The following is a 20282-nucleotide window of genomic DNA, read 5'->3' on the forward strand; positions in this document are numbered from 1 at the left end:
CTCCCCGGAGCCGGCTCCACTTTGTCCTTCTGAAGCCAGCCCATGTCCGTCGACCGCAACTCCGCCAACGCCAGCCTCCTCGGTCGCTCCCTCGCCGCCGTGTGGCATCCGTGCACCCAGATGAAGCACCACGAGCAGCTGCCACTGGTGCCGATCAAACGGGGCGAAGGCGCCTGGCTCTACGACATGGACGGCCGCCGCTACCTGGACGGGATCAGCTCCTGGTGGGTCAATCTCTTTGGTCACGCCAACCCGCGCATCGGCGCCGCCCTCAAGCAGCAGCTCGACCAGCTCGAACACGTGATGCTCGCCGGCTTCACCCATGAGCCGGTGGTCGAGCTCTCCGAACGCCTCGCCGCCCTCACCCATCACCAGCTCGGCCACGCCTTCTACGCCTCCGACGGCGCCTCGGCCACCGAGATCGCCCTCAAGATGAGCGCCCACTACTGGCGCAACCACGGCGAGCCCGGCAAGAACCGCTTCGTCAGCCTGGCTGGCAGCTACCACGGCGAGACTGTCGGCGCCCTGGCCGTCACCGATGTCGCCATCTTCCGCGACGCCTACGCCCCGCTGGTCCGCGCCGGCACCTGCGTGCCCAGCCCCGACACCCGCCACGCCGCGCCGGGCGAGACCGCGGTCGACGTGGCCCGCCGCGCCGCCGCCGCCCTCGACGCCCACCTGGCCGAACACGGGCACGAGACCGCCGCGCTGATCGTCGAGCCGCTCATTCAGTGCGCCTCCGGCATGGTGATGTACGACCCGGAATACCTGCGCCTCGCCCGCGAGATCTGCACCCGCCACCGGGTGCATCTGGTGGCCGACGAGATCGCCGTCGGCTGCGGCCGTACCGGCACCTTCTTCGCCTGCGAGCAGGCCGGCATCTGGCCGGATTTCATCTGCCTCTCGAAGGGCATCTCCGGCGGCTACCTGCCGCTCTCCATCGTGCTCGCCACCGACGACGTCTTCGCCGCCTTCTACGACGACGACACCGCCCGCGGCTTCCTGCATTCCCACAGCTACACCGGCAATCCGCTGGCCTGCCGGGCGGCGCTGGCAACGCTCGACATCTTCGCCCAGGACGACGTGCTCGCCGCCAACCGGATCAAGGCCGAACGCCTGGGTGCCGCTTTCCGCGCCGCCATCGGCAGCCACCCGGCCGTGCGCCACCTGCGCCAGCGGGGCATGATCCTGGCCTTCGACGTGGAAGGCGCACCGGCCGGCTTCTCGCGCCGCTTCTTCACCGAGGCGCTGGCCCGCGAGCTGCTGCTGCGCCCCATCGGCAACACGGTCTACACCATGCCGCCCTACATCCTCAGCGACGCCGAGATCGATCATCTGGCAAGCCAGACCGCCGCGGCCCTGGAGGCCAGCCTTGCCTGAGCCCATCGACCCGCTCCTCGAAATCTCCGCCAGCCTCGCCGATATCGACGAAGCCGGCCTGCGCCGCCGCCGCCGGGTCGTCACCACCCCGTGCGCGCCGGTTGCGGGGCTTGCCGACCGGCCCGACCCGGTCATCGCCTTCTGCTCCAACGACTACCTCGGCCTCGCCGCCGAGCCCTCGCTGGCCGAAGCCGCCAGCCAGGGCGCCCAACGCTGGGGCGTCGGCTCCGGCGCGTCCCACCTGGTGAGCGGCCACTACGCCGTCCATGACGAGCTCGAAACGCGCCTCGCCCGCTTCGTCGGCATGGACGACGCGCTGTATTTCTCCACCGGCTACATGGCCAACATCGGCGTGATGCCGGCCCTGGTCGGCCGGGGCGACGCGATCTTCGCCGACAAGGTGAACCACGCCTCGCTGGTGGATGGCGCCCTCCTCTCCCGTGCCGAATTCATCCGCTACCCCCACTGCGACCTCGCCGCCCTCGCTGCCCGGCTCGAGGCCTCCACGGCCCCGCGCAAGCTGATCGTCACCGACAGCGTGTTCAGCATGGACGGCGACCTCGCCCCGCTGCCCGAACTCCTCGCCCTGGCCGAAGCCCACAAGGCCTGGCTGCTGGTGGATGACGCCCACGGCTTCGGCGTGCTCGGCCCGCAAGGCCGCGGCAGTCTGGCCCACTTCGGACTGTCGTCACCGCGCCTGATCCACATGGGCACCCTCGGCAAGGCCGCCGGCGTCTCCGGCGCCTTCGTTGCCGGCCAGCGGGATGTCATCGAGTGGCTGGTGAGCAAGAGCCGCAGCTACATCTTCACCACCGGCGCCCCGCCGCTCATCGCCCACACCTTGCTCAGCGCGCTGGATCTCATCGAGCAGGGCGACACTCGGCGTGCCCACCTCAACACCCTGATCGCCCGCTTCAAGGCCGGCCTGCGCCTCTCCCGCTGGCAGCTGCTGCCCTCCGACACCCCGATCCAGCCGGTGGTGATCGGCGACAACCACGAGACCCTCGCCGTCTCCCGTGCCCTCGACGCCGAAGGCATCTGGGTGCCGGCGATCCGCCCACCCACGGTGCCCAAGGGCGCGGCGCGCCTGCGCGTCACCCTGTCGGCCGCGCACAGCTTCGAGCAGGTCGACCGCCTCGTCGCCGCCCTCAACCGCCTCGAGGCCGCGCCGACATGAGCGCGCCGCTCGTCCTGCTCCATGGCTGGGGCCTGTCGTCGGCCGTGTGGGCGCCGCTCACCACACAGCTTTCGTCGGACCTGACGATCCACACGCCCGATCTCCCCGGTCATGGCGCTGCGCCCGCTGCCGGCGAAACCCTCACCGACTGGGCCGACGCCCTGATCCCGGCGCTGCCCGACGGCGCCACCGTGGTCGGCTGGTCCCTCGGCGCCCAGCTCGCCCTGCACCTGGCCGCCCACGCGCCGCACAAGGTCGCCCGGCTGCTACTGATCGCCGCCAGCCCGCGCTTTGTCCAGACCGACAACTGGCCCACCGCGATACCCGTCGACACCCTTACCGAGTTCCGCCAAAGCTTCGATCTCGACCCGGCCGCCACCCAGCGCCGCTTCGTCGCCCTGCAGGCCCTGGGCGATGCCGCCCGACGCGAGGTGTCCGCCACGCTCACGGCCACCCTCACGCCCGCCGACGCCAACCGCCAGCCGGCGCTTGCCACCGGACTGCGCCTGCTCGCCGAGACCGACCAGCGCCCCCTCGTCAGCCGGATCACCCAGCCGGTGCGCCTGCTCCACGGCAGCGAAGACAAGCTGATGCCAGTCGCCGCTGCCGAATGGCTGGCCGACCACCTGCCCAACGGCCGGCTGTCGGTCTTCCAGCACAGCGGCCACGCGCCCTTCGTCTCGCGTCCGGCCGACTGCGCCACCCTCATCGAAAGCTTCATCCGTGACTGACGCCCCGGCTCCCAAGCGCGCCGTCCGGGCCGCCTTCGACAAGGCCGCCGACGCCTACGACGCCGTCGCCACCGTCCAGCGCGCCGCCTGCGACCGCCTGCTCACCCTTGCCACCGGCCGCGGCTTCGCCCCCCAGCGCATCCTCGACGCCGGCTGCGGCACCGGCTACGCCCTCGCCGGCCTCTCCCGCGCCTATCCGGCCGCCACGCTGTTCGCCCTCGACTTCGCCCCGGCGATGCTGCGCCGCCACCCGCCGGGCCTGGCCCTGCCCGTCTGCGCCGACCTCGAACACCTGCCCATCGCCGCCGGCAGCCTCGACGCCCTGTGGTCAAGCTACGCGCTGCAATGGTGCAACCCGCGCCGCGCCCTGCCAGAGCTCGCCCGCGCCCTCGCCCCGGGCGGCCAGCTGTGGATCGCCACCCTCGGCCCCGGCACCCTCACCGAACTCCGCGACGCCTTCCGCCACGTGGACAACGACGAGCACGTGCTGCGCTTCCAGCCGCCCGAAGTCGTCATCGACGCCGCCGAATGCGCCGGCCTGCGGGTGCTCGACAGCGACCGCGACACACTCCACGCCTGGGCGCCCGACCTGCGCAGCCTGCTCACCGACATCAAGACCCTCGGCGCCCACCAGACCGGCGCCCCGCGCCGCCGCGCGCCCCTGGGCAAGACCGCCTGGGCACGGCTCTCCGCCGCCTACGAAGCCCACCGGGGCCCGGACGGGCTGCCCGCGTCCTACGACACCTTCTGGCTCATCGCCGAAAAGACCTGAAAACCTGAAATGAGCGCGTTCTTCATCACCGGCACCGACACCGAAATCGGCAAGACCTTCGTCACCTGCACCCTCCTCCACGCAGCCCGCGCCCGCGGCCTCAGCGCCCTCGGCATGAAACCCATCGCCGCCGGCGCCGAGATGGTGAACGGCGAATTCCTCAACGAAGACGCCGCCCGCATCCGCGCCGCCTGCAGCTTCGATCCGGGCCTCGCGCTGCTCAACCCCTACTGCCTCGCCAGCCCCATCGCGCCACACATCGCCGCGGCTGAAGAAGGCGTGACGCTCGAAACGGGCAGCATCCTCGACGCGTTCGAAACGCTCAAGGGCAAGGCCGATCTGGTGCTGGTGGAAGGCGTGGGTGGCTTTCGCGTGCCGCTGTCGGACGACTACGACACCGCCGATCTGGCCCGGGATCTGGGCCTGCCGGTGATCATCGTGGTGGGAATGCGTCTGGGCTGCATCAATCATGCGCTGCTGACAGCCGAGGCGGTGGCCGCGCGCGGCCTGACCATCGCCGGCTGGGTGGCGAATCAGGTCGATCCGGCCATGCTGCGTTTTGATCAGAACCTCGAAGCCCTCAAGGCCCGCATGCCGGCGCCGCTGCTGGGGGTGGTGCACTTCCAGCCCGACGGCAACGCCGCCGCAGCTGCGGCATCGCTGGAACTGCCCTTACCGGCCTGAAGCGCGCCGCTGGCGCAGCTGCTCGAACAGGCACACGCCCGCGGCAACACCCACGTTGAGGGACTCCATGCCACCCGGCATCGGGATCAGCACCCGCTTGGTTGCAAGCCCGGCCACGGCCTGCGACAAGCCCTGACCCTCCGACCCGAACAGCCAGGCCACCGGCCCGCGCAGGTCGAGGTCGTAGAGTTCGACCGAATCTCGCAGATCCGCCGCGAGGATCTCGCCAGGATAATCGGCCAGCGCCACGGCGGCATCAACGCCCTCACGGATGCGCAGCCCGAAATGTGCCCCCATCGCCGCCCGCAGCACCCGGGGCGACCAGGCCTGGGCGCAGCCCGGCGTGAGCAGCACATCCGTCACGCCAGCCGCCGCGGCAGTGCGCAGGATGGTGCCGAGGTTGCCCGGGTCCTGCACGCCGTCGAGCACCACACAGTTGCCGGCAAGCGCCACCGCCGCCGGAGCGTCGGGGATCGCCATCACCGCCAGCACGCCGCTGGGCGCATCCACCGGGCTCACGTGGGCAAACAGGCGGTCCGGCAACTCGATGCAGATGTCCGACCGACAGCCGACCAGCAGCGCGGCGATCTCGGGCAAGCGTCGCCCGCTCTCGCTCACCACCACCCGTAGCGGCTGAAAACCCCGCTCCAGCGCGACACCCAACAGATGGGCGCCGTCGAGCAGCGTCTCGCCGCTGGTGCGCCGATCCCGGGCTGACGTGGCCAGGGCGTGGAGGTGCTTGACCGTCGGGTTATCGCGGGAGGTGATCTGCTTCACGGTTCAGAAGGCCAGGCCGAGGGTGGCCAGCGCCACGGTGAGCGTGCCGAGGATCAGGTTGAGCATCACCCGCTGGCGGATCTCGTTCATCGCCTTGGCGCCCTGAGCCCAGCTGGCCTCCATCACTGCCTGCTGCAATCCGCGCCACGGCCCGAACCAGATGCTGGCGAACACCGCCGCCATCACCAGCCCCACACCAGCCATCACGTGCCACGAGCGCGGCGCCTGGGCGAAGCCCACTTCGAGCAGCATTGCGAAGCCACTTACGACGATCGCGCCGATCGCCACCCAGACGATCCGGAAAAAGCGCCCAAGCACCCGGCTCCACAGCCCGAGCCGCTCGGCCGGCGGCAGTTCCAGCGCAGCCGGACGCAGGCAGAAGTGCGCAAACGCCATCCCGCCGACCCACACGATCACGCCGGCCAGATGGATGAAGAGCATCAGATGGTGGAGCTTCATGTGCAGTCCTCGTCTGTCCAGAGTGGTGGGTTGGCGATCACATCATGAACCGGCCCAAAGCTCTTGCGGTAGATCTCGCAGGCACCGTGGGCCCGCAGCGCGGCCAGGTGAGCCGGTGTCGGGTAGCCCTTGTGGCCGGCAAGGCCGTACTGGGGATACATTCGGTCGAGCTCGAGCAGCTGCGCGTCCCGCGCCGTCTTGGCGAGGATCGACGCCGCCGAGATCTCGGGCACCAGGGCGTCGCCCTTCACGATGGCCTCGCAGGGCACGGCCAGTTGCGGGCAGCGGTTACCATCCACCTGGGCACGGGTTGGCGCGGGGCTCAGCCCGGCGACCGCACGCTGCATGGCGAGCATCGACGCATGGAGGATGTTCAGCCGGTCGATCTCCTCGACGCTCGCCTCGGCCACGCACCAGGCCAGCGCCTTCTCGCGGATCTCGGCAGCCAGCGCGACGCGGCGCTTCTCGGAGAGCTTCTTGGAATCGGCCAGCCCGGCGATGGGCCTGGCGGGATCGAGGATCACCGCCGCCGCCACCACCGGCCCGCACAGGGGACCGCGGCCGGCCTCATCGACGCCGCACAGGCGTTCCATCAGGCGTGCCCGCGCAGGTAAGGCAGGATCGCCGCCGCGGCCTTGTCGGCGGTGTTCTGGCGCAGCTGCAGGTGCATGTCGGTGAACACCTGGACCAGCTCGGCAGCCCGCGCCTTGTCGGTTAACCAGCCATCGAGGGCATCGGCGAGCGCCTGGGGCGTGGCAGCATCCTGCAGCACCTCGGGCACCACCTCGCGGTTGGCGAGCACATTGGGCAGCCCGACCCACGGCAGATAGGCCATGCGCCGCATCAGGCGGTAAGACCACTTGCCGATCTTGTAGGTGATGACCATCGGCCGCTTGAGGAGCGCCGCTTCGAGCGTCGCGGTACCGCTCGCCACCAGCACCACGTCGGCGGCGATCATCGCGTCGGTGGCGTGGCCGAACAGGATGCGGATGGGCAGATCCACGTGGGCATGGCGCCGCAGCGCGTCCTCGAACAGCATCCGCGTCTCGCGGGTCGCCAGCGGCACCAGGAAGCGCGCGTCAGGATGGCGCTCGTGGAGGATCGCCGCAGTGGCGATGTAGGTGTCTGCGAGGTTGCGCAGCTCGGACTGGCGGCTGCCCGGCAGGAAGGCGAACACCGGGCCGTCGCCGGTGATCTGCAGCATTTCCCGGGCGCCTGCCTGATCCGGCTTCAGCGGAAAGACATCGGCCAGCGGGTGGCCCACGTAGCTCACCGGCACGCCAGCGGTGCGGTAAAGCTCGGGCTCAAACGGGAACAGGCACAGCATGTGGCTGACCGATCGCGCGATGCCCTTCAGCCGGCCCTTGCGCCAGGCCCAGATGGACGGACTGACGAAGTGGATCGCCGGGATACCCTTGTCCTTCAGGCGGCGCTCCAGCCACAGGCTGAAATCCGGCGCGTCGACGCCGATGAAGGCAGCCGGCCGATCGGCCAGCAGACGGTTCAGCAGGCTGCGGCGGATGCCAGAGAGTTCGCGGTAATTCTTGAGGGCGTCCACATAGCCGTGGACCGAGAGCTTTTCGGCCGGCCACCAGGCCTTGAAGCCTTCGGCCTGCATCTTGGGCCCGCCGATGCCGAAGAACTCGGCATCGGGGAGATGGCGCTTGAGCGCCCGGATCAGGTGGCTGGCGAGGAGGTCGCTGGAGGCCTCGCCCGCCACCATGGCGATGCGCACAACCATGGATCAGCGAACGATGCCACGCCCGGAGTCGGCGATGAAATCAGAGAACTGTTGCAACTCGGGCGCCGAGGCGGCAGCTTCGGCGATCTGCTTGCGGGCCTCGTCGAGGGTCAGGCCGTTGCGGTACAGGGTCTTGTAGGCCCGCTTGATGGCGGCGATGCCTTCTGCGCTAAAACCCCGGCGCTTGAGGCCTTCGCTGTTGATGCCGTGGGGCGAGGCCGGGTTGCCGGACACCGTGACAAACGGCGGCAGATCCTGCAGCAGCACCGTGCCGACGCCGCAGAAGCTGTGCGCGCCCACGCGGACGAACTGGTGCACGCCGGTGAAACCACCGAGGATCGCCCAGTCGCCCACCGTCACGTGGCCGGCCAGCGTCGCGTTGTTGGCGAAGATCGTGTTGTCGCCGACCATGCAGTCATGGGCGACATGCACGTAGGCCATGATCCAGTTGTTGTTGCCGACGCGGGTCAGGCCGCCATCCTGCACCGTGCCGGTGCTGAAGCTGCAGAACTCGCGGATCGTGTTGCCGTCGCCGATCTCGAGGCGGGTCGGTTCGGCGGCGTATTTCTTGTCCTGGGGCTCGGAGCCGATGGAGCAAAACTGGAAGATCCGGTTGTCGCGACCGATCTTAGTGTGGCCCTCAACGACCACATGCGGACCGATCCACGAGCCTTCTCCGATCTCGACGTGCTCGCCGATGATCGAATAGGCACCGACCTGCACGCCGTCGGCCAGACGGGCACCGGGATGGACAATGGCAGTCGGATGGATGCTCATCGCTTGATCGCGCACATGAATTCAGCTTCGGTCGCCACTTCGCCGTCGACGCGGGCAACCCCCTTGAACTTCCAGATGTTGCGGATCGTCCGGACAATCTCCGCTTCGAGGATCAGCTGGTCGCCGGGCACCACCGGGCGCTTGAAGCGCACGTTATCGACGGAGGCGAAATACACCATCGCATCCGGATCCGGCGTCGTGCCTTCGGTCTTGAAGGCGAGCACCGCGGCTGCCTGGGCCAGGGCTTCGATGATCAGCACGCCGGGCATCACCGGGCTGTGGGGAAAGTGGCCGGGGAAGAACGGCTCGTTCACCGTGACGTTCTTCAGACCGACGACGCGCTTGCCCTCTTCCAGCTCGAGAATGCGATCCACCAACAGGAACGGATAGCGGTGGGGAATGTATTTCTTGATCTCGTTGATGTCGATGATGCTCATTGTTCTTGCTCCCTCATGATTCCTTGGCGCCGAGCTTCTTCTCGAGTTCGCGCAGCCGCTCGGCCATCGCGTCGAGACGACGCAGATGGGAGAAATTCCTGACCCAGTCTGCATGGGACTGCAGCGGGATCATCGACGTGTAGACGCCGGCCTTGTCGATGCTCTTGGTGACGTTGGTGTCGGCCGAGATGGTCACATCGTCGGCCACCTCCAGGTGACCCGAAAAACCGGCCTTGCCACCTGCCATCACACGCTTGCCGACGACGGTGCTGCCCGCCAGGCCCGCCATCGCCGCCATGATCGAATCGTCGCCGATACGGCAGTTGTGGGCCACGTGGATGAGGTTGTCGAGCTTCACGCCGTTGCCGATCACCGTGTCGTCCAGGGCGCCACGGTCGATGGTGGTGTTGGCACCGATCTCCACGTCGTCGCCGACGATGACGCGGCCGATCTGGGGAATCTTCACCCAGTGCTTGTCGGCATCCCGCGCGAAACCCAGGCCGTCGGCACCGATCACGGCGCCCGAATGGATAACCGCGCGGGCACCGATGGTGCAGTTGTCGTAGATCTTCACCCCCGCATGGAGGAGCGAGCCGGCACCCAGCCGGACGCCATCGCCCAGCACACAGCCGGCGCCAATGATGCAGTCGTCGCCGATCTCACAGCCTTCACCGATCACCGCCTGGGGCGCGACCGAGACGGAAGCAGGCAGCGACGATGCAACCACCGCCGACGGATGAACGCCGGCAGCGGGCCGTTTGGGCGGATTGAACAGCTGCGCGGCGCGGGCGAAGTAAAGGTAGGGATCCGGCGTGAGGATGCGGGCCCGTTCGGTGAGCCCCGCAGCCTTCGGCGAAAGGATGAAAGCCGACGCCTCGCTCGATGCGAGAGCCGCGATCAGCTTCGGATTCGAGAGGAATGCGATTTCGCCGGGCCGTGCGGCTTCCAGCGACGCGATCTGGCGAACACGAATTGTCGCGTCGCCGACCAGTTCGCCACCCAGCCGGGCGACCAGTTCGCCAAGGGAGATTTCCATCGGCGAACGCTTACTTGGCTTCGGTCAGCGCCTTGATCACCTTGTCGGTGATGTCGATACGCGGGCTGGCGTAGACGGCTTCCTGGAAGATGATGTCGTACTTCTCGGCCTCGGCGATCTGCTTGATCGTCTTGTTGGCACGATCAAGAACGCTGGCGAGTTCTTCGTTGCGACGCTGGTTCAGGTCTTCACGGAACTCGCGCTGCTTGCGCTGAAAGTCGCGGTTGAGTTCATTGAACTCACGCTCCTTGTTGCGGCGCTCGCCCTCGGCCATGGTCATGCCGTTCTTCTCGAGGGCTTCCTGCATGCCCTGGAGCTGCTTGGCGATCCGCTGCAGATCCTGGTCACGCTTCTCGAATTCCTTCTCGAGCTTCTGCTGGGCACGCTTTGCCGGCGGCGCTTCCTTCATCACCCGGTCCGAATTGACGAACCCGACCTTCACCTCGGCTACCGCCGTCTGCGCAAAGGCGGCAAGCAGAAGCGCCGCGAGCGTGGATATACCGATACCTTTCACCTGAAACCTCCATCTGCACCCGATACGGCTGCAATCAGAAAACCGTACCCAACTGGAACTGGAATTTTTGCGTCCTGTCCCCGTCCTCTTTCTTGAGGGCCTGGCCAAGACTGAACTTGAGCGGACCGACCGGGGAGCTCCAGCTGAACGCCAACCCGGCACTGTACCGCAAATCAGAAGCCCGAACCTTGTCGTCCGCGCCCCAGACATAACCCGCGTCACCAAACAGCGAAAGGCGCATGGACTTGTCCTTGCCGCCACCGGGCATCGGGAAATAATACTCCACGTTACCCACCACCCGGCGGTTGCCGCCGAGCGCACGGACATAGCCGTTACTGTCGGTGTAGTGCGGGCCCAGCGTGCTCTGCTGGTAGCCCCGCACCGAACCGATGCCGCCGGCGTAGAAGTTCTTGTAGAACGGCAGTTCCTTGCCATCGTAACCGTGGGCATAGCCGAGATCGCCGTTCAGCATCAGCGCGTAGCCGCCGCCGAACGGGATCCAGTACTGATGCTGGTAGCTGCCGCGGACGTAGCGCATGTCGAGCGCCGGCGTTGCGACTTCCAGCGACGCGCGCTGATAGACGCCGGACGTCGGGTACAGGAAGCTGTCACGCCGATCCCGCGCCCAGCCGGCCGTTGCCACCAGGCTGCGGGCCGTGTCGCCGAAGGTATTGACGAAGTTGACGTACGGCGCCGGGCTGGTGTCGAAGACCTTGATGGAGGTCTGGTCGACGGCCAGGCCGAAGTTGATCCGGTCATCCTCGGCAATCGGGTAGCCGAAGCGCAGGCCGGCACCGATGGACGACGACTTGTAGGTCGCCACCGACAGGGAGGTGGGATCGACGTTACGCTGATAGATGTCCCAGCCCATGCTGACGCCATCGATGGTCCAGTACGGATTGGTGAAGGACAGGGCGACCGTCTTGTTGATGCGGCCGGTGTTCACCTGCAGGGTCATCGCGTTGCCGGTGCCGAAGAGGTTCTGCTGGGCGATGGAGCCGGACAGGATCACCTTTTCGGCACTAGAGAAACCTGCGCCGAGCATGAGGTTGCCGGTGGCGCGTTCCTTGACGCTGAAGTTGGCATCCACCTGGTCGGTCGAGCCCGGCACCGCCGGCGTCTCGATCGTCACTTCCTCGAAGTAGCCGAGGCGGTCGAGGCGGGCCTTGGAGCGGTTGATCGCCGCGCCGTCATACCACGCACCTTCCATCTGGCGAATCTCGCGACGGATCACCTCATCGCGGGTCCGCGCGTTGCCGGAAAAGTTGATCTTGCGTACATAGACGCGCCGACCCGGATCGACAAAGAAGGTGAAGGCGACTTCACGCTTGGCCTTGTCCACTTCCGGCGCGGCATTCACGTTGGCGAAGGCGTAGCCGTCGTTGCCGAGCCGCTCGCTGATCGCCTTGGTGGTAGCAGTCACCGAATCCCGCACGAAGGTGTCGCCAGCCTTGAGCTTGACGAGCTTCTGCAACTCAGCCTCAGGCACTGCCATGTTGCCCGCGAGCTTGACATCGGAGACCGTGTACTTCTCCCCCTCGGAGATACTGAGGGTGATGTAGATGTCTTTTTTATCGGGCGTGATCGAGACCTGGGTCGACTCGATACTGAAATCCAGGTAGCCCCGATTCAGATAGAAGGAACGCAGGTTTTCGATGTCGCCGGAAAGCTTGGGCTTGGAATACTGGTCGCTCTTCGAGAACCACGTGAACCAGCCCGGCGTGGTCAGGGAGAACAGCTCGACGAGCTCCTTCTCCTTGAAGGCCTTGTTGCCGATGATGCTGATCTGACGGATCTTGGCGGCTTCGCCTTCGACCACGTTGAAGTTCACGCCCACGCGGTTCCGCTCGAGCGGCGTGACCGTAGTGGTGATCTGCACGCCGTACAGGCCCTTGGCGAGGTACTGGCGCTTGAGTTCCTGCTCGGCACGTTCGAGCAGCGCGCGGTCGAAGATGCGGGATTCGGCGAGGCCGACTTCCTTCAGGCCCTTCTTGAGGGCATCCTTTTCGAATTCCTTGGTGCCGACGAAGTCGATCTGGGAGATCGCGGGCCGTTCGTCCACCAGAACGATGATCACATCGTTCTCGACTTCGATCCGCACATCCTTGAAGAAGCCCGTCGCGAACAGCGACTTGATCGCCTGGGACGCCTTGTCTTCCGAGAAGCGCTCGCCCACCTTCACCGGAAGATAGCTGAACACCGTCCCGGCTTCGGTCCGCTGGATCCCTTCAACACGAATGTCTTTGACAACGAAAGGCTCGAAAGCCAAGGCGGGCGAAGCAGCGAAAAGCGCGGCAATCACCCCGGAGAGGAGCGTGGATTTCATCCGATTTCAGCTAGCAACAAGGCGGTTGATGTCGTTGTAGAAGGCAAAAGCCATTAGCGCCGCCAGCAGAGCCATTCCAATCTGCTGTCCGATTTCCATGACGCGTTCGGAAACCGGGCCGCCCTTGATGATCTCGATCACATAATACAGCAAGTGTCCGCCATCAAGCACGGGCACCGGCAGCAGATTGAGGACCCCAAGACTGATGCTGATGAGCGCCAGGAACTTGATGTAATGGGCCCAGCCCATGCGGGCCGACTGGCCGGCAAAGTCGGCTATCGTCACCGGGCCGCTGAGATTCTTGACCGAAACCTCACCGACGATCATCCGTCCAAGCACCGACAGGCTCATCGTCGCGGTTTCCCAGGTCTGGTTGATGCCCTTGGTGAGCGCATCCAGTGCCCCGTAGCGTACGGTGACGAACATGAGGTCTCGCTGCCCTTCGGCATCAGCCATCGCGACGCCGATCCGTCCGATGGTCCGACCATTCTCCTCGATGGCCTTCGGTACCAGTTGCACCACCCGCGTCTTGTTACCGCGCAGCACTTCCACCTCGAGCGTCTGACCCGCAGCATCGCGCACGCTGGCGACGAGCTCCGACCAGGTCTCGACCGCCTTGTCACCAATCCGCACCACCCGGTCGCCAGATTGCAGACCGGCCGTTGCAGCGGCGCCGTCGGCGCTCAGCTGACCGAGCACCGCAGGCAGCTTGGGCCGATATAGACGCAGGCCGAGCTGGCTCGCAGCGTCGTTCTGGGTCTGATCCACATCAACCCCCGACAGATCCAGCTTGCGGAAGGCGATCTCGTTCTGCCCGTTGATGGTCTCGATGGTGACGCTGCGTCGGTCGAGGGCGTCGTTGAGCAGGTGCCAACGGAAATCAGTCCACGTCTGCACCTCGTCGCCGTTCACGGAACGCACGAGTTCGCCGTCCTGGAAACCCGCCTGAGCCGCCTGGCTCTCGGCTGGCGGCTCGCCGATGCGGGCGCGAAGCTCCTCGACACCACCGGCGTATAGCCCCCAGTAAAGCACGATGGCCAGCACGAAGTTGGCCAGCGGTCCGGCAGCGACGATGGCGATCCGGCGCCAGACGGACTGACGGTTGAACGCCCGGTGCAGCTCTTCGGCCGGCACCGGCGCTTCACGCTCGTCGAGCATCTTTACGTAACCGCCAAGCGGAAAGACCGACAGCGCCCACTCGGTCTGGTCGGCACCAAGGCGCCGCATGAACAGCACCTTGCCGAAACCCAGCGAAAACCGCAGCACCTTCACGCCGCACAGGCGCGCGATGATGTAGTGGCCAAACTCGTGGACGATGATCAGCACACCAAGCGCCGCGAGAAACGGCAGGACGTAATCGAGCAGGCTCATCGAGCACCCCCTGCAGACCGCCACCGCATGAACAGAGGCGCTCCGGTCACGAGCAATACTGGCGAACGAGACTCGCCGCGACCTGTCTGGCCTGACGATCCGCTTCGAACACAACCTCAAGGGAATCCGCGCTCTGCGCTTCGATCCTGTCGAGGGTCGCCGCGATCACCCCGGCGATGCGATCGAAACGCAGGCCGCCGCCGAGGAACTCGCCAACAGCGATCTCGTTGGCCGCGTTGAGCACTGCCGGCGCAATGCCCCCCTCCTCCAGCGCCCGGTAAGCCAGCGCCAGACACGGAAAGCGCTGCAGATCGGGGCGTTCGAAATTGAGCTGACCGACGGCAAACAGATCGAGCGGCTTGACGCCCGCATCGACCCGCTCGGGAAAAGCCATCGCGTGGGCGATGGGCGTGCGCATGTCGGGGTTGCCGAGCTGGGCCAGCACCGACCCATCCACGTAGGCCACCATAGAGTGGATGACGCTCTCGGGATGGATCACCACCTCGATCCGCTCGGCGGGTGCGCCGAACAGCCAGTGGGCCTCGATGACTTCCAGCCCCTTGTTCATCATGGTCGCCGAATCGACCGAAATCTTGCGGCCCATCACCCAGTTGGGGTGAGCGCAGGCCATATCGGGCGTCACTGCGGCAAGCTCTTCAACCGGCTTGCGGCGGAACGGGCCACCCGACGCGGTAAGCAGGATACGCGTGACCTCGGTGCCATCAACCCCCTGGCGAAAACCGCTGGGCAGCGCCTGGAAGATCGCGTTGTGCTCGCTGTCGATGGGCAGCAGAGTCGCGCCATTGGCGGAGACTTCCTGCATGAAGAGCGCGCCGGACATCACCAGCGCCTCCTTGTTGGCCAGCAGGATGCGCTTGCCTGCGCGCGCTGCAGCGAGGGTCGGAACCAGACCCGCGGCGCCGACGATCGCGGCCATCACCATGTCGACTTCCGGCGCGGACGCAACAGCCACCAGCGAAGCTGCACCAGCCAGCACCTCCGTGCAGCAGCCGGCCGCATCCAGACGGGCCTGAAGCGCCTGCGCGTCTTCGGCGCGATCAAGCACCGCATAGGCCGGCCGATGCTGCAGGCACTGCTCGTAGAGCTTGTCCACCTGCCGGTGGGCGGTCAGGGCGAAAACACCATAACGCTCCGGGTGGCGCGCAACGACATCAAGGGTGCTGACACCAATCGAGCCCGTCGCACCAAGTACGGTGATGAACTTTTTGTCGGAAACCATGGCTTACCGGGCGAACCAGAGGGCCAGCAGACCCGCCAGCGGAAGAGTCGAAGTGAGGCTGTCGATGCGGTCGAGAACGCCGCCATGGCCGGGCAGCAGCGTGCCGCTGTCCTTGACGCCGGCCTGGCGCTTGAGCATCGACTCGAAGAGATCGCCGATGATGCTGATCGCGGTGAAGGCGACGAGTCCGGCAGCCGCAAACACCAACTGACCAATAGCCAGCCCGTGGGGCAGGAAGTAAGACAGGCAGACCAGGCCGTAGATCACGACGCCCGCGACGGCACCATAGGCACCTTCCCAGCTCTTGCCGGGGCTGATCGCCGGGGCCAGCTTGCGCCGACCGAAGGCACGCCCGGTGAAATACGCCGCAATGTCGGCGATCCAGACCGACGCCATCACGCCCAGCAACAGCCAGGGGCTGAGCAGGCGCAAATGGATCATTGCGAGACTGGGCGGGATCAGCAGCACAAAGCCCACCAGCGCTGCGGCGCCAGCACCGGGCAGCGCCCAGCGGGACCGCAGCCAGAACGGCACGCACAGCACCCAGAACAGCGCACTCAGCCCATACGCAGGAACGAGATTGAAGGGCGCAACGGTGTCGTCCCGATGCAACCCGGCCACAAGGCCGAAGGAGAGGCACAACGCCCCCAGCAGCACGGCGTAGATCCAGCTCCGGGCGCCCTTGTAGCCAACGATGCCACCCCACTCGTGGGCGGCCGTCGCGCAGATGACGGACACGAAAGCGAGCCAGCCCCAGGACGGCAGCAGGAACAGCGCGCAGAGCAGCCCTGCCAGCAGAAAAATCGCGGTGATGACCCGCGCTTTAAGCATGGCCTGAGCCGGAAGAATCCGCTCCGCCACCGACGACCTGCTCGCTGGTCCGGCCGAAGCGTCGCTCGCGCCCCTGATAGGACGCAATGGCGGCATCCAGTTCGGCCTCGCCGAACTCGGGCCACAGCTTGTCGGTGAAATACAGCTCGGAGTACGCGAGCTGCCAGAGCATGAAATTGCTGATGCGGGTTTCGCCGCCGGTCCGGATGAAGAGATCGGGCTCCGGGCTGAAGCTCAGCGCCAGATGGGGCGCCAGATCATCCTCGGCGTAGCCGCCTTCTCGGGGGCCACAAGCGGCAATCATCTTGTCGATGGCCTGCATGATGTCCCAGCGACCGCCATAGTTGGCGCAGATCGTCAGGTTCATCTTGGTATTGCCCGCCGTGAGCGCTTCGCCATCGCGGATCAGATCGACCAGCGCCTTGTCGAACGGCGCAAGATCACCCACGACACGCAGGCGAATGTTGTTGCGGTGGATGCGCTCGATCTCGGCCTTGAGCGACTTCACGAACAGCTGCATCAGGAACGAGACCTCGTCCTTCGGACGACGCCAGTTCTCGGAGCTGAAGGCAAAGACGGTCAGATATTCGACGCCGCGATCGAGGCAGGTGCGGATGACTTCGCGCAGGGAATCGACGCCCTTGGCATGGCCCGCAACCCGTGGCATCAGGCGCTTTCGCGCCCAACGCCCGTTGCCGTCCATGATGATCGCGATATGCCGCGGAACCTGCGCAGCCTCAGGTACGCCCCGCGTGGAGCTGGTAAACGGCAATCGCACCATGTAATCTCCGCCTGAAAAGAACCGGGAAAGCAGACACTGACCGGATGGTCAGATCTGCATCAGCTCTTGTTCTTTCTGTGCGAGAAGCTTGTCGATTTCGACCACTGCCTTGTCGGTCAGCTTCTGGACGTCATCCTGGGCACGACGCTCATCGTCTTCCGAGATCGTCTTGGCCTTCAGGGCATCCTTCAGGGAGGCGTTGGCGTCCCGGCGCAGATTGCGCACGGCCACCTTGGCCCCTTCACCTTCATGCTTGACGACCTTGATCAGTTCCTTGCGACGCTCTTCGGTCAGCGCCGGCATCGGAACGCGGATCACTTCGCCCTGGGACGACGGATTGAGACCCAGGTCGGAATCTCGGATGGCCTTCTCGACCTTGCCGATCATCGGTTTTTCCCAGGGCTGCACACCAATCGTGCGGGCGTCGATCAGGGTGATGTTGGCCACCTGATTGACCGGCACCGGGCTACCGTAATAATCGACCATCACGTGATCCAGAATGCCCGTGCTCGCGCGGCCGGTACGCACCTTCGCGAGATCCAGCTTGAGCGCCTCGATGGACTTCTGCATCTTGGCTTCGGTAGTTTTCTTGAGTTCCGGGATCATCGATTCATCCTCAGCAATAGACCAGCGTACCTTCGTCCTCGCCCATCACGACGCGCTTGAGCGCACCGCTCTTGAACAGGCTGAAGACGTTGATCGGAAGACGCTGGTCGCGGCACAGCGCGAACGCGGTCGCATCCATCACGGCGAGGTTGCGGGCGATCGCTTCGTCAAAGGAAATTCGCTGGAAACGCGTGGCGGCCGGATCCTTCTTCGGGTCGGCGGTGTAGATGCCATCCACCTTGGTGGCCTTCAGCACGATGTCCGCACCAATTTCGGAACCGCGCAGGGCTGCAGCGGTGTCCGTCGTGAAGAACGGATTGCCGGTGCCGGCACCAAAGATGACGACGCGACCTTCTTCAAGGTAGCGGATGGCCTTGCCACGGATGTACGGCTCGACCACCTGGTCGATCCGCAGCGCGGACTGAACCCGCGCATTGACCCCGGCGGCGCGAAAGGCGTCCGCAAGGGCCATGGCGTTCATGACGGTGGCCAGCATCCCCATGTAGTCGGCGGTGGCGCGGTCCATGCCGGACGCAGCCCCCGCCATGCCACGGAAGATGTTCCCGCCGCCAATCACAATCCCGATCTCGACCCCAAGTCGGGTCACCTCGACCACATCGCGAACGATGCCGGAAACGACTTCCTGGTTGATGCCGTAGGCGTCGTCGCCCATCAGGGCTTCGCCGGAGAGCTTGAGGAGAATGCGTTTGTAGGCGGGCTGGCTCATCGTCAGGCTACTCCCTTACTTCTGGGCAGCAGCAGCGGCCTGGGCGGCCACTTCGGCGGCGAAATCGGTCACCTTCTTCTCGATGCCTTCGCCGACGACGTACAGGGTGAAACCGGCAACCGACGCGCCCTTGGCCTTCAGCAGCTGGGCCACGGTCTGCTTGCCGTCTTCAGCCTTCACGAAGACCTGATCCAGCAGGGTCACGTCCTTCAGGAACTTCTGGACGGTGCCTTCGGCGATCTTCTCGAGCATGGCTTCCGGCTTGCCGGCTTCGCGGGCCTTCTCGATGGCGATGCGACGCTCGACATCCAGCAGCTCGGCGGGAACACCGGAGGCGTCGAGGGACTTCGGCTTGGAAGCGGCGATGTGCATGGCCAGATCCTTGGCCAGGGCTTCATCACCACCCACGAGGTCGATCAGCACGCCGATCTTGGCGCCGCCGTGGATGTAGCTGGCAACGGCACCCTTGGCTTCGGTACGGACGAAGCGGCGGATGGACATGTTCTCACCGATCTTGCCAACCAGCGCCTTGCGGACTTCTTCAACGGTCTGACCGTCGATTTCCAGCGCGGACAGGGCTTCGACGTCGGCCGGGTTCCTGGTGGCGACGAGTTCGGCAACATTCTTGACCAGCGCCAGGAAGTCGTCGTTCTTGGCAACGAAGTCGGTCTCGCAGTTCACTTCAACCATCGCGCCGAGCTTGGCGTCGGCGGAGATGTACACGCCAACGATGCCTTCAGCGGTCACGCGGGCGGCAGCCTTGGAGGCCTTGTTGCCCAGCTTGACGCGCAGGATTTCTTCAGCCTTGTCCATGTCGCCAGCGGCTTCGGACAGGGCCTTCTTGCATTCCATCATGGGCGCGTCGGTCTTTTCGCGCAGCTCCTTGACCATGCTTGCGGTGATTTCCGCCATGTTTGCTCCTGGATATCTAATTGAATGATGTTCAGTCGGATGCTGAATGGGCGCCCAAGGCGCCCATTGAGAGGGATCAGGCCTGCTCTTCGGTGCCGTCTTCCACTTCGACGAACTCGTCGGAGCCGGCGGCAACGATTTCCTGGATCACGGCATTCTTGCCTTCCAGCACAGCATCGGCGACGCCACGGGCGTACAGGCGGATGGCGCGGGAGGAGTCATCGTTACCCGGGATCACGAAATCCACACCTTCGGGGGAGTGGTTGGTATCGACCACGGCCACAACCGGGATGCCCAGCTTGTTGGCTTCGGTGATGGCGATCTTGTGGTAGCCGACGTCGATGACGAACAGCGCATCCGGCAGACCGCCCAGATCCTTGATGCCGCCCAGGCTCTTCTGCAGCTTCTCGAGCTCGCGGGAGGCCATCAGGGCTTCCTTCTTGGACAGGCGCTCGATGGAGCCGTCTTCGACCATGGCTTCCATGTCCTTCAGGCGCTTGATGGAAACCTTGACGGTCTTGAAGTTGGTGAGCATGCCACCCAGCCAGCGCTCATCGACGAAAGGCATGCCGGCGCGCGCAGCTTCTTCAGCCACGATTTCGCGGGCCTGACGCTTGGTGCCGACGAACAGGATGGTGCCGCGGTTGGCAGCCAGCTTGCGCACGAAATCCATCGCCTCGTTGTACTTGACGAGGGTCTTTTCGAGGTTGACGATGTGGATCTTGTTGCGCTGACCGAAGATGAACGGGGCCATCTTCGGGTTCCAGAAACGGGTTTGATGGCCGAAGTGGACGCCCGCTTCGAGCATTTGACGCATGGTGACAGACATTGTGTAACTCCAGTTACTGAGGTTTGACCGCCGCCCGACCTGCCGACCTCGCCATCGCGAAGCCACGCTTAGCCGCGAATGCCGCACCGTACCAGGTGGCAACATCCGCCGGACCCCAATGGGCCGGACGTGTGTATTTTGCCTGGCACCCTTGCCAGACAAGCCGCAGATTGT

At 65.7% G+C, this 20282-nt stretch carries 22 protein-coding genes; 5 read left to right on the forward strand and 17 right to left on the reverse strand.

Annotated features, from left to right (window positions below):
- Positions 1-42 precede the first annotated feature (42 nt).
- From Q0672_RS04545 to bioD, 5 genes are read left to right on the forward strand one after another with little or no spacing between them, the layout of a single operon-like run.
- A complete protein-coding gene (locus tag Q0672_RS04545) occupies positions 43-1380 on the forward strand; it encodes an adenosylmethionine--8-amino-7-oxononanoate transaminase (protein ID WP_298620228.1) in 1338 nt (445 codons plus the stop codon).
- On the forward strand, positions 1373-2557 hold the full coding sequence (gene bioF, locus Q0672_RS04550) for an 8-amino-7-oxononanoate synthase (RefSeq protein ID WP_298620231.1): 1185 nt from the start codon (positions 1373-1375) through the stop codon (positions 2555-2557). Before Q0672_RS04545 ends, bioF begins: the two co-directional genes overlap by 8 nt.
- Positions 2554-3288, forward strand: a complete 735-nt coding sequence (locus Q0672_RS04555; protein WP_298620234.1) for an alpha/beta fold hydrolase — start codon at positions 2554-2556, stop codon at positions 3286-3288. The genes bioF and Q0672_RS04555 overlap by 4 nt, the downstream gene beginning before the upstream one ends.
- Positions 3281-4060 carry a methyltransferase domain-containing protein gene (locus Q0672_RS04560; protein WP_153159510.1) on the forward strand — a complete coding sequence of 260 codons (780 nt, stop codon included), beginning with the start codon at positions 3281-3283 and terminating at the stop codon, positions 4058-4060. The genes Q0672_RS04555 and Q0672_RS04560 overlap by 8 nt, the downstream gene beginning before the upstream one ends.
- Positions 4061-4069: 9 nt before the next feature.
- Complete coding sequence (gene bioD, locus Q0672_RS04565) at positions 4070-4744, forward strand: dethiobiotin synthase (RefSeq protein ID WP_153159511.1); 675 nt, start codon at positions 4070-4072, stop codon at positions 4742-4744.
- Here bioD and Q0672_RS04570 read toward each other — a convergent pair.
- The 17 genes from Q0672_RS04570 to rpsB all read right to left on the reverse strand — a co-directional run bounded on the left by Q0672_RS04570 (position 4733) and on the right by rpsB (position 20108).
- Positions 4733-5521, reverse strand: a complete 789-nt coding sequence (locus tag Q0672_RS04570) for an RNA methyltransferase (RefSeq protein WP_298620238.1) — start codon at positions 5519-5521, stop codon at positions 4733-4735. The two genes, bioD and Q0672_RS04570, sit on opposite strands and share 12 nt — an antisense overlap.
- Before the next feature lie 3 nt (positions 5522-5524).
- The gene (locus Q0672_RS04575; RefSeq protein WP_298620240.1) at positions 5525-5980 is read right to left on the reverse strand and encodes a CopD family protein; all 456 of its coding nucleotides are present in this window, start codon (positions 5978-5980) and stop codon (positions 5525-5527) included.
- Positions 5977-6573: a ribonuclease HII gene (gene rnhB / locus Q0672_RS04580; RefSeq protein WP_298620243.1), complete on the reverse strand. Its 597-nt coding sequence runs from the start codon at positions 6571-6573 to the stop codon at positions 5977-5979. Before rnhB ends, Q0672_RS04575 begins: the two co-directional genes overlap by 4 nt.
- Positions 6573-7721, reverse strand: coding sequence for a lipid-A-disaccharide synthase (lpxB, locus tag Q0672_RS04585; protein WP_298620246.1), 1149 nt, complete (start codon positions 7719-7721; stop codon positions 6573-6575). The genes rnhB and lpxB overlap by 1 nt, the downstream gene beginning before the upstream one ends.
- A 3-nt stretch (positions 7722-7724) precedes the next feature.
- On the reverse strand, positions 7725-8498 hold the full coding sequence (gene lpxA / locus Q0672_RS04590; protein WP_284187110.1) for an acyl-ACP--UDP-N-acetylglucosamine O-acyltransferase: 774 nt from the start codon (positions 8496-8498) through the stop codon (positions 7725-7727).
- Positions 8495-8929, reverse strand: a complete 435-nt coding sequence (gene fabZ / locus Q0672_RS04595; protein ID WP_367179933.1) for a 3-hydroxyacyl-ACP dehydratase FabZ — start codon at positions 8927-8929, stop codon at positions 8495-8497. Before fabZ ends, lpxA begins: the two co-directional genes overlap by 4 nt.
- Before the next feature lie 19 nt (positions 8930-8948).
- A complete protein-coding gene (gene lpxD, locus Q0672_RS04600) occupies positions 8949-9971 on the reverse strand; it encodes a UDP-3-O-(3-hydroxymyristoyl)glucosamine N-acyltransferase (protein ID WP_298620253.1) in 1023 nt (340 codons plus the stop codon).
- A gap of 10 nt (positions 9972-9981) precedes the next feature.
- A complete protein-coding gene (locus Q0672_RS04605; protein WP_153159876.1) occupies positions 9982-10476 on the reverse strand; it encodes an OmpH family outer membrane protein in 495 nt (164 codons plus the stop codon).
- Positions 10477-10519: 43 nt separating this feature from the next.
- Positions 10520-12811: an outer membrane protein assembly factor BamA gene (gene bamA / locus Q0672_RS04610; RefSeq protein WP_298620256.1), complete on the reverse strand. Its 2292-nt coding sequence runs from the start codon at positions 12809-12811 to the stop codon at positions 10520-10522.
- A 6-nt stretch (positions 12812-12817) separates the two neighbouring features.
- A complete protein-coding gene (gene rseP, locus Q0672_RS04615; protein WP_298620259.1) occupies positions 12818-14182 on the reverse strand; it encodes an RIP metalloprotease RseP in 1365 nt (454 codons plus the stop codon).
- A gap of 46 nt (positions 14183-14228) precedes the next feature.
- Positions 14229-15422, reverse strand: a complete 1194-nt coding sequence (gene ispC, locus Q0672_RS04620) for a 1-deoxy-D-xylulose-5-phosphate reductoisomerase (RefSeq protein ID WP_284187114.1) — start codon at positions 15420-15422, stop codon at positions 14229-14231.
- A gap of 3 nt (positions 15423-15425) precedes the next feature.
- Positions 15426-16253, reverse strand: coding sequence for a phosphatidate cytidylyltransferase (locus Q0672_RS04625; protein WP_298620261.1), 828 nt, complete (start codon positions 16251-16253; stop codon positions 15426-15428).
- Complete coding sequence (gene uppS, locus Q0672_RS04630) at positions 16246-17034, reverse strand: polyprenyl diphosphate synthase (protein WP_298620263.1); 789 nt, start codon at positions 17032-17034, stop codon at positions 16246-16248. Before uppS ends, Q0672_RS04625 begins: the two co-directional genes overlap by 8 nt.
- 48 nt (positions 17035-17082) lie before the next feature.
- Positions 17083-17640, reverse strand: coding sequence for a ribosome recycling factor (gene frr, locus Q0672_RS04635; RefSeq protein ID WP_153159521.1), 558 nt, complete (start codon positions 17638-17640; stop codon positions 17083-17085).
- 10 nt (positions 17641-17650) lie between these two features.
- Positions 17651-18367 (reverse strand): UMP kinase, encoded by a 717-nt coding sequence (pyrH, locus tag Q0672_RS04640; RefSeq protein WP_153159522.1) that lies wholly within the window; start codon positions 18365-18367, stop codon positions 17651-17653.
- Between the two features lie 15 nt (positions 18368-18382).
- Entirely contained in the window at positions 18383-19279 is an 897-nt protein-coding gene (gene tsf / locus Q0672_RS04645; RefSeq protein WP_298620266.1) for a translation elongation factor Ts, read from the reverse strand.
- Positions 19280-19355: 76 nt separating this feature from the next.
- Positions 19356-20108: a 30S ribosomal protein S2 gene (rpsB, locus tag Q0672_RS04650; RefSeq protein ID WP_153159524.1), complete on the reverse strand. Its 753-nt coding sequence runs from the start codon at positions 20106-20108 to the stop codon at positions 19356-19358.
- Between the last annotated feature and the right edge of the window lie 174 nt (positions 20109-20282).

This window comes from uncultured Zoogloea sp., assembly GCF_937894855.1.
Lineage (GTDB): Bacteria > Pseudomonadota > Gammaproteobacteria > Burkholderiales > Rhodocyclaceae > Zoogloea > Zoogloea oryzae.

Excerpts from the sequence above, each read along its gene's own strand:
- Q0672_RS04545 (WP_298620228.1), top strand. The coding sequence starts at position 43 with ATGTCCGTCGACCGCAACTCCGCCAACGCCAGCCTCCTCGGTCGCTCC.
- Q0672_RS04555 (WP_298620234.1), top strand. The coding sequence starts at position 2,554 with ATGAGCGCGCCGCTCGTCCTGCTCCATGGCTGGGGCCTGTCGTCGGCC.
- bioD (WP_153159511.1), top strand. The coding sequence starts at position 4,070 with ATGAGCGCGTTCTTCATCACCGGCACCGACACCGAAATCGGCAAGACC.
- Q0672_RS04575 (WP_298620240.1), bottom strand. The coding sequence starts at position 5,980 with ATGAAGCTCCACCATCTGATGCTCTTCATCCATCTGGCCGGCGTGATC.
- rnhB (WP_298620243.1), bottom strand. The coding sequence starts at position 6,573 with ATGGAACGCCTGTGCGGCGTCGATGAGGCCGGCCGCGGTCCCCTGTGC.
- lpxB (WP_298620246.1), bottom strand. The coding sequence starts at position 7,721 with ATGGTTGTGCGCATCGCCATGGTGGCGGGCGAGGCCTCCAGCGACCTC.
- lpxA (WP_284187110.1), bottom strand. The coding sequence starts at position 8,498 with ATGAGCATCCATCCGACTGCCATTGTCCATCCCGGTGCCCGTCTGGCC.
- lpxD (WP_298620253.1), bottom strand. The coding sequence starts at position 9,971 with ATGGAAATCTCCCTTGGCGAACTGGTCGCCCGGCTGGGTGGCGAACTG.
- bamA (WP_298620256.1), bottom strand. The coding sequence starts at position 12,811 with ATGAAATCCACGCTCCTCTCCGGGGTGATTGCCGCGCTTTTCGCTGCT.
- rseP (WP_298620259.1), bottom strand. The coding sequence starts at position 14,182 with ATGAGCCTGCTCGATTACGTCCTGCCGTTTCTCGCGGCGCTTGGTGTG.
- ispC (WP_284187114.1), bottom strand. The coding sequence starts at position 15,422 with ATGGTTTCCGACAAAAAGTTCATCACCGTACTTGGTGCGACGGGCTCG.
- Q0672_RS04625 (WP_298620261.1), bottom strand. The coding sequence starts at position 16,253 with ATGCTTAAAGCGCGGGTCATCACCGCGATTTTTCTGCTGGCAGGGCTG.
- uppS (WP_298620263.1), bottom strand. The coding sequence starts at position 17,034 with ATGGTGCGATTGCCGTTTACCAGCTCCACGCGGGGCGTACCTGAGGCT.
- frr (WP_153159521.1), bottom strand. The coding sequence starts at position 17,640 with ATGATCCCGGAACTCAAGAAAACTACCGAAGCCAAGATGCAGAAGTCC.
- pyrH (WP_153159522.1), bottom strand. The coding sequence starts at position 18,367 with ATGAGCCAGCCCGCCTACAAACGCATTCTCCTCAAGCTCTCCGGCGAA.
- tsf (WP_298620266.1), bottom strand. The coding sequence starts at position 19,279 with ATGGCGGAAATCACCGCAAGCATGGTCAAGGAGCTGCGCGAAAAGACC.
- rpsB (WP_153159524.1), bottom strand. The coding sequence starts at position 20,108 with ATGTCTGTCACCATGCGTCAAATGCTCGAAGCGGGCGTCCACTTCGGC.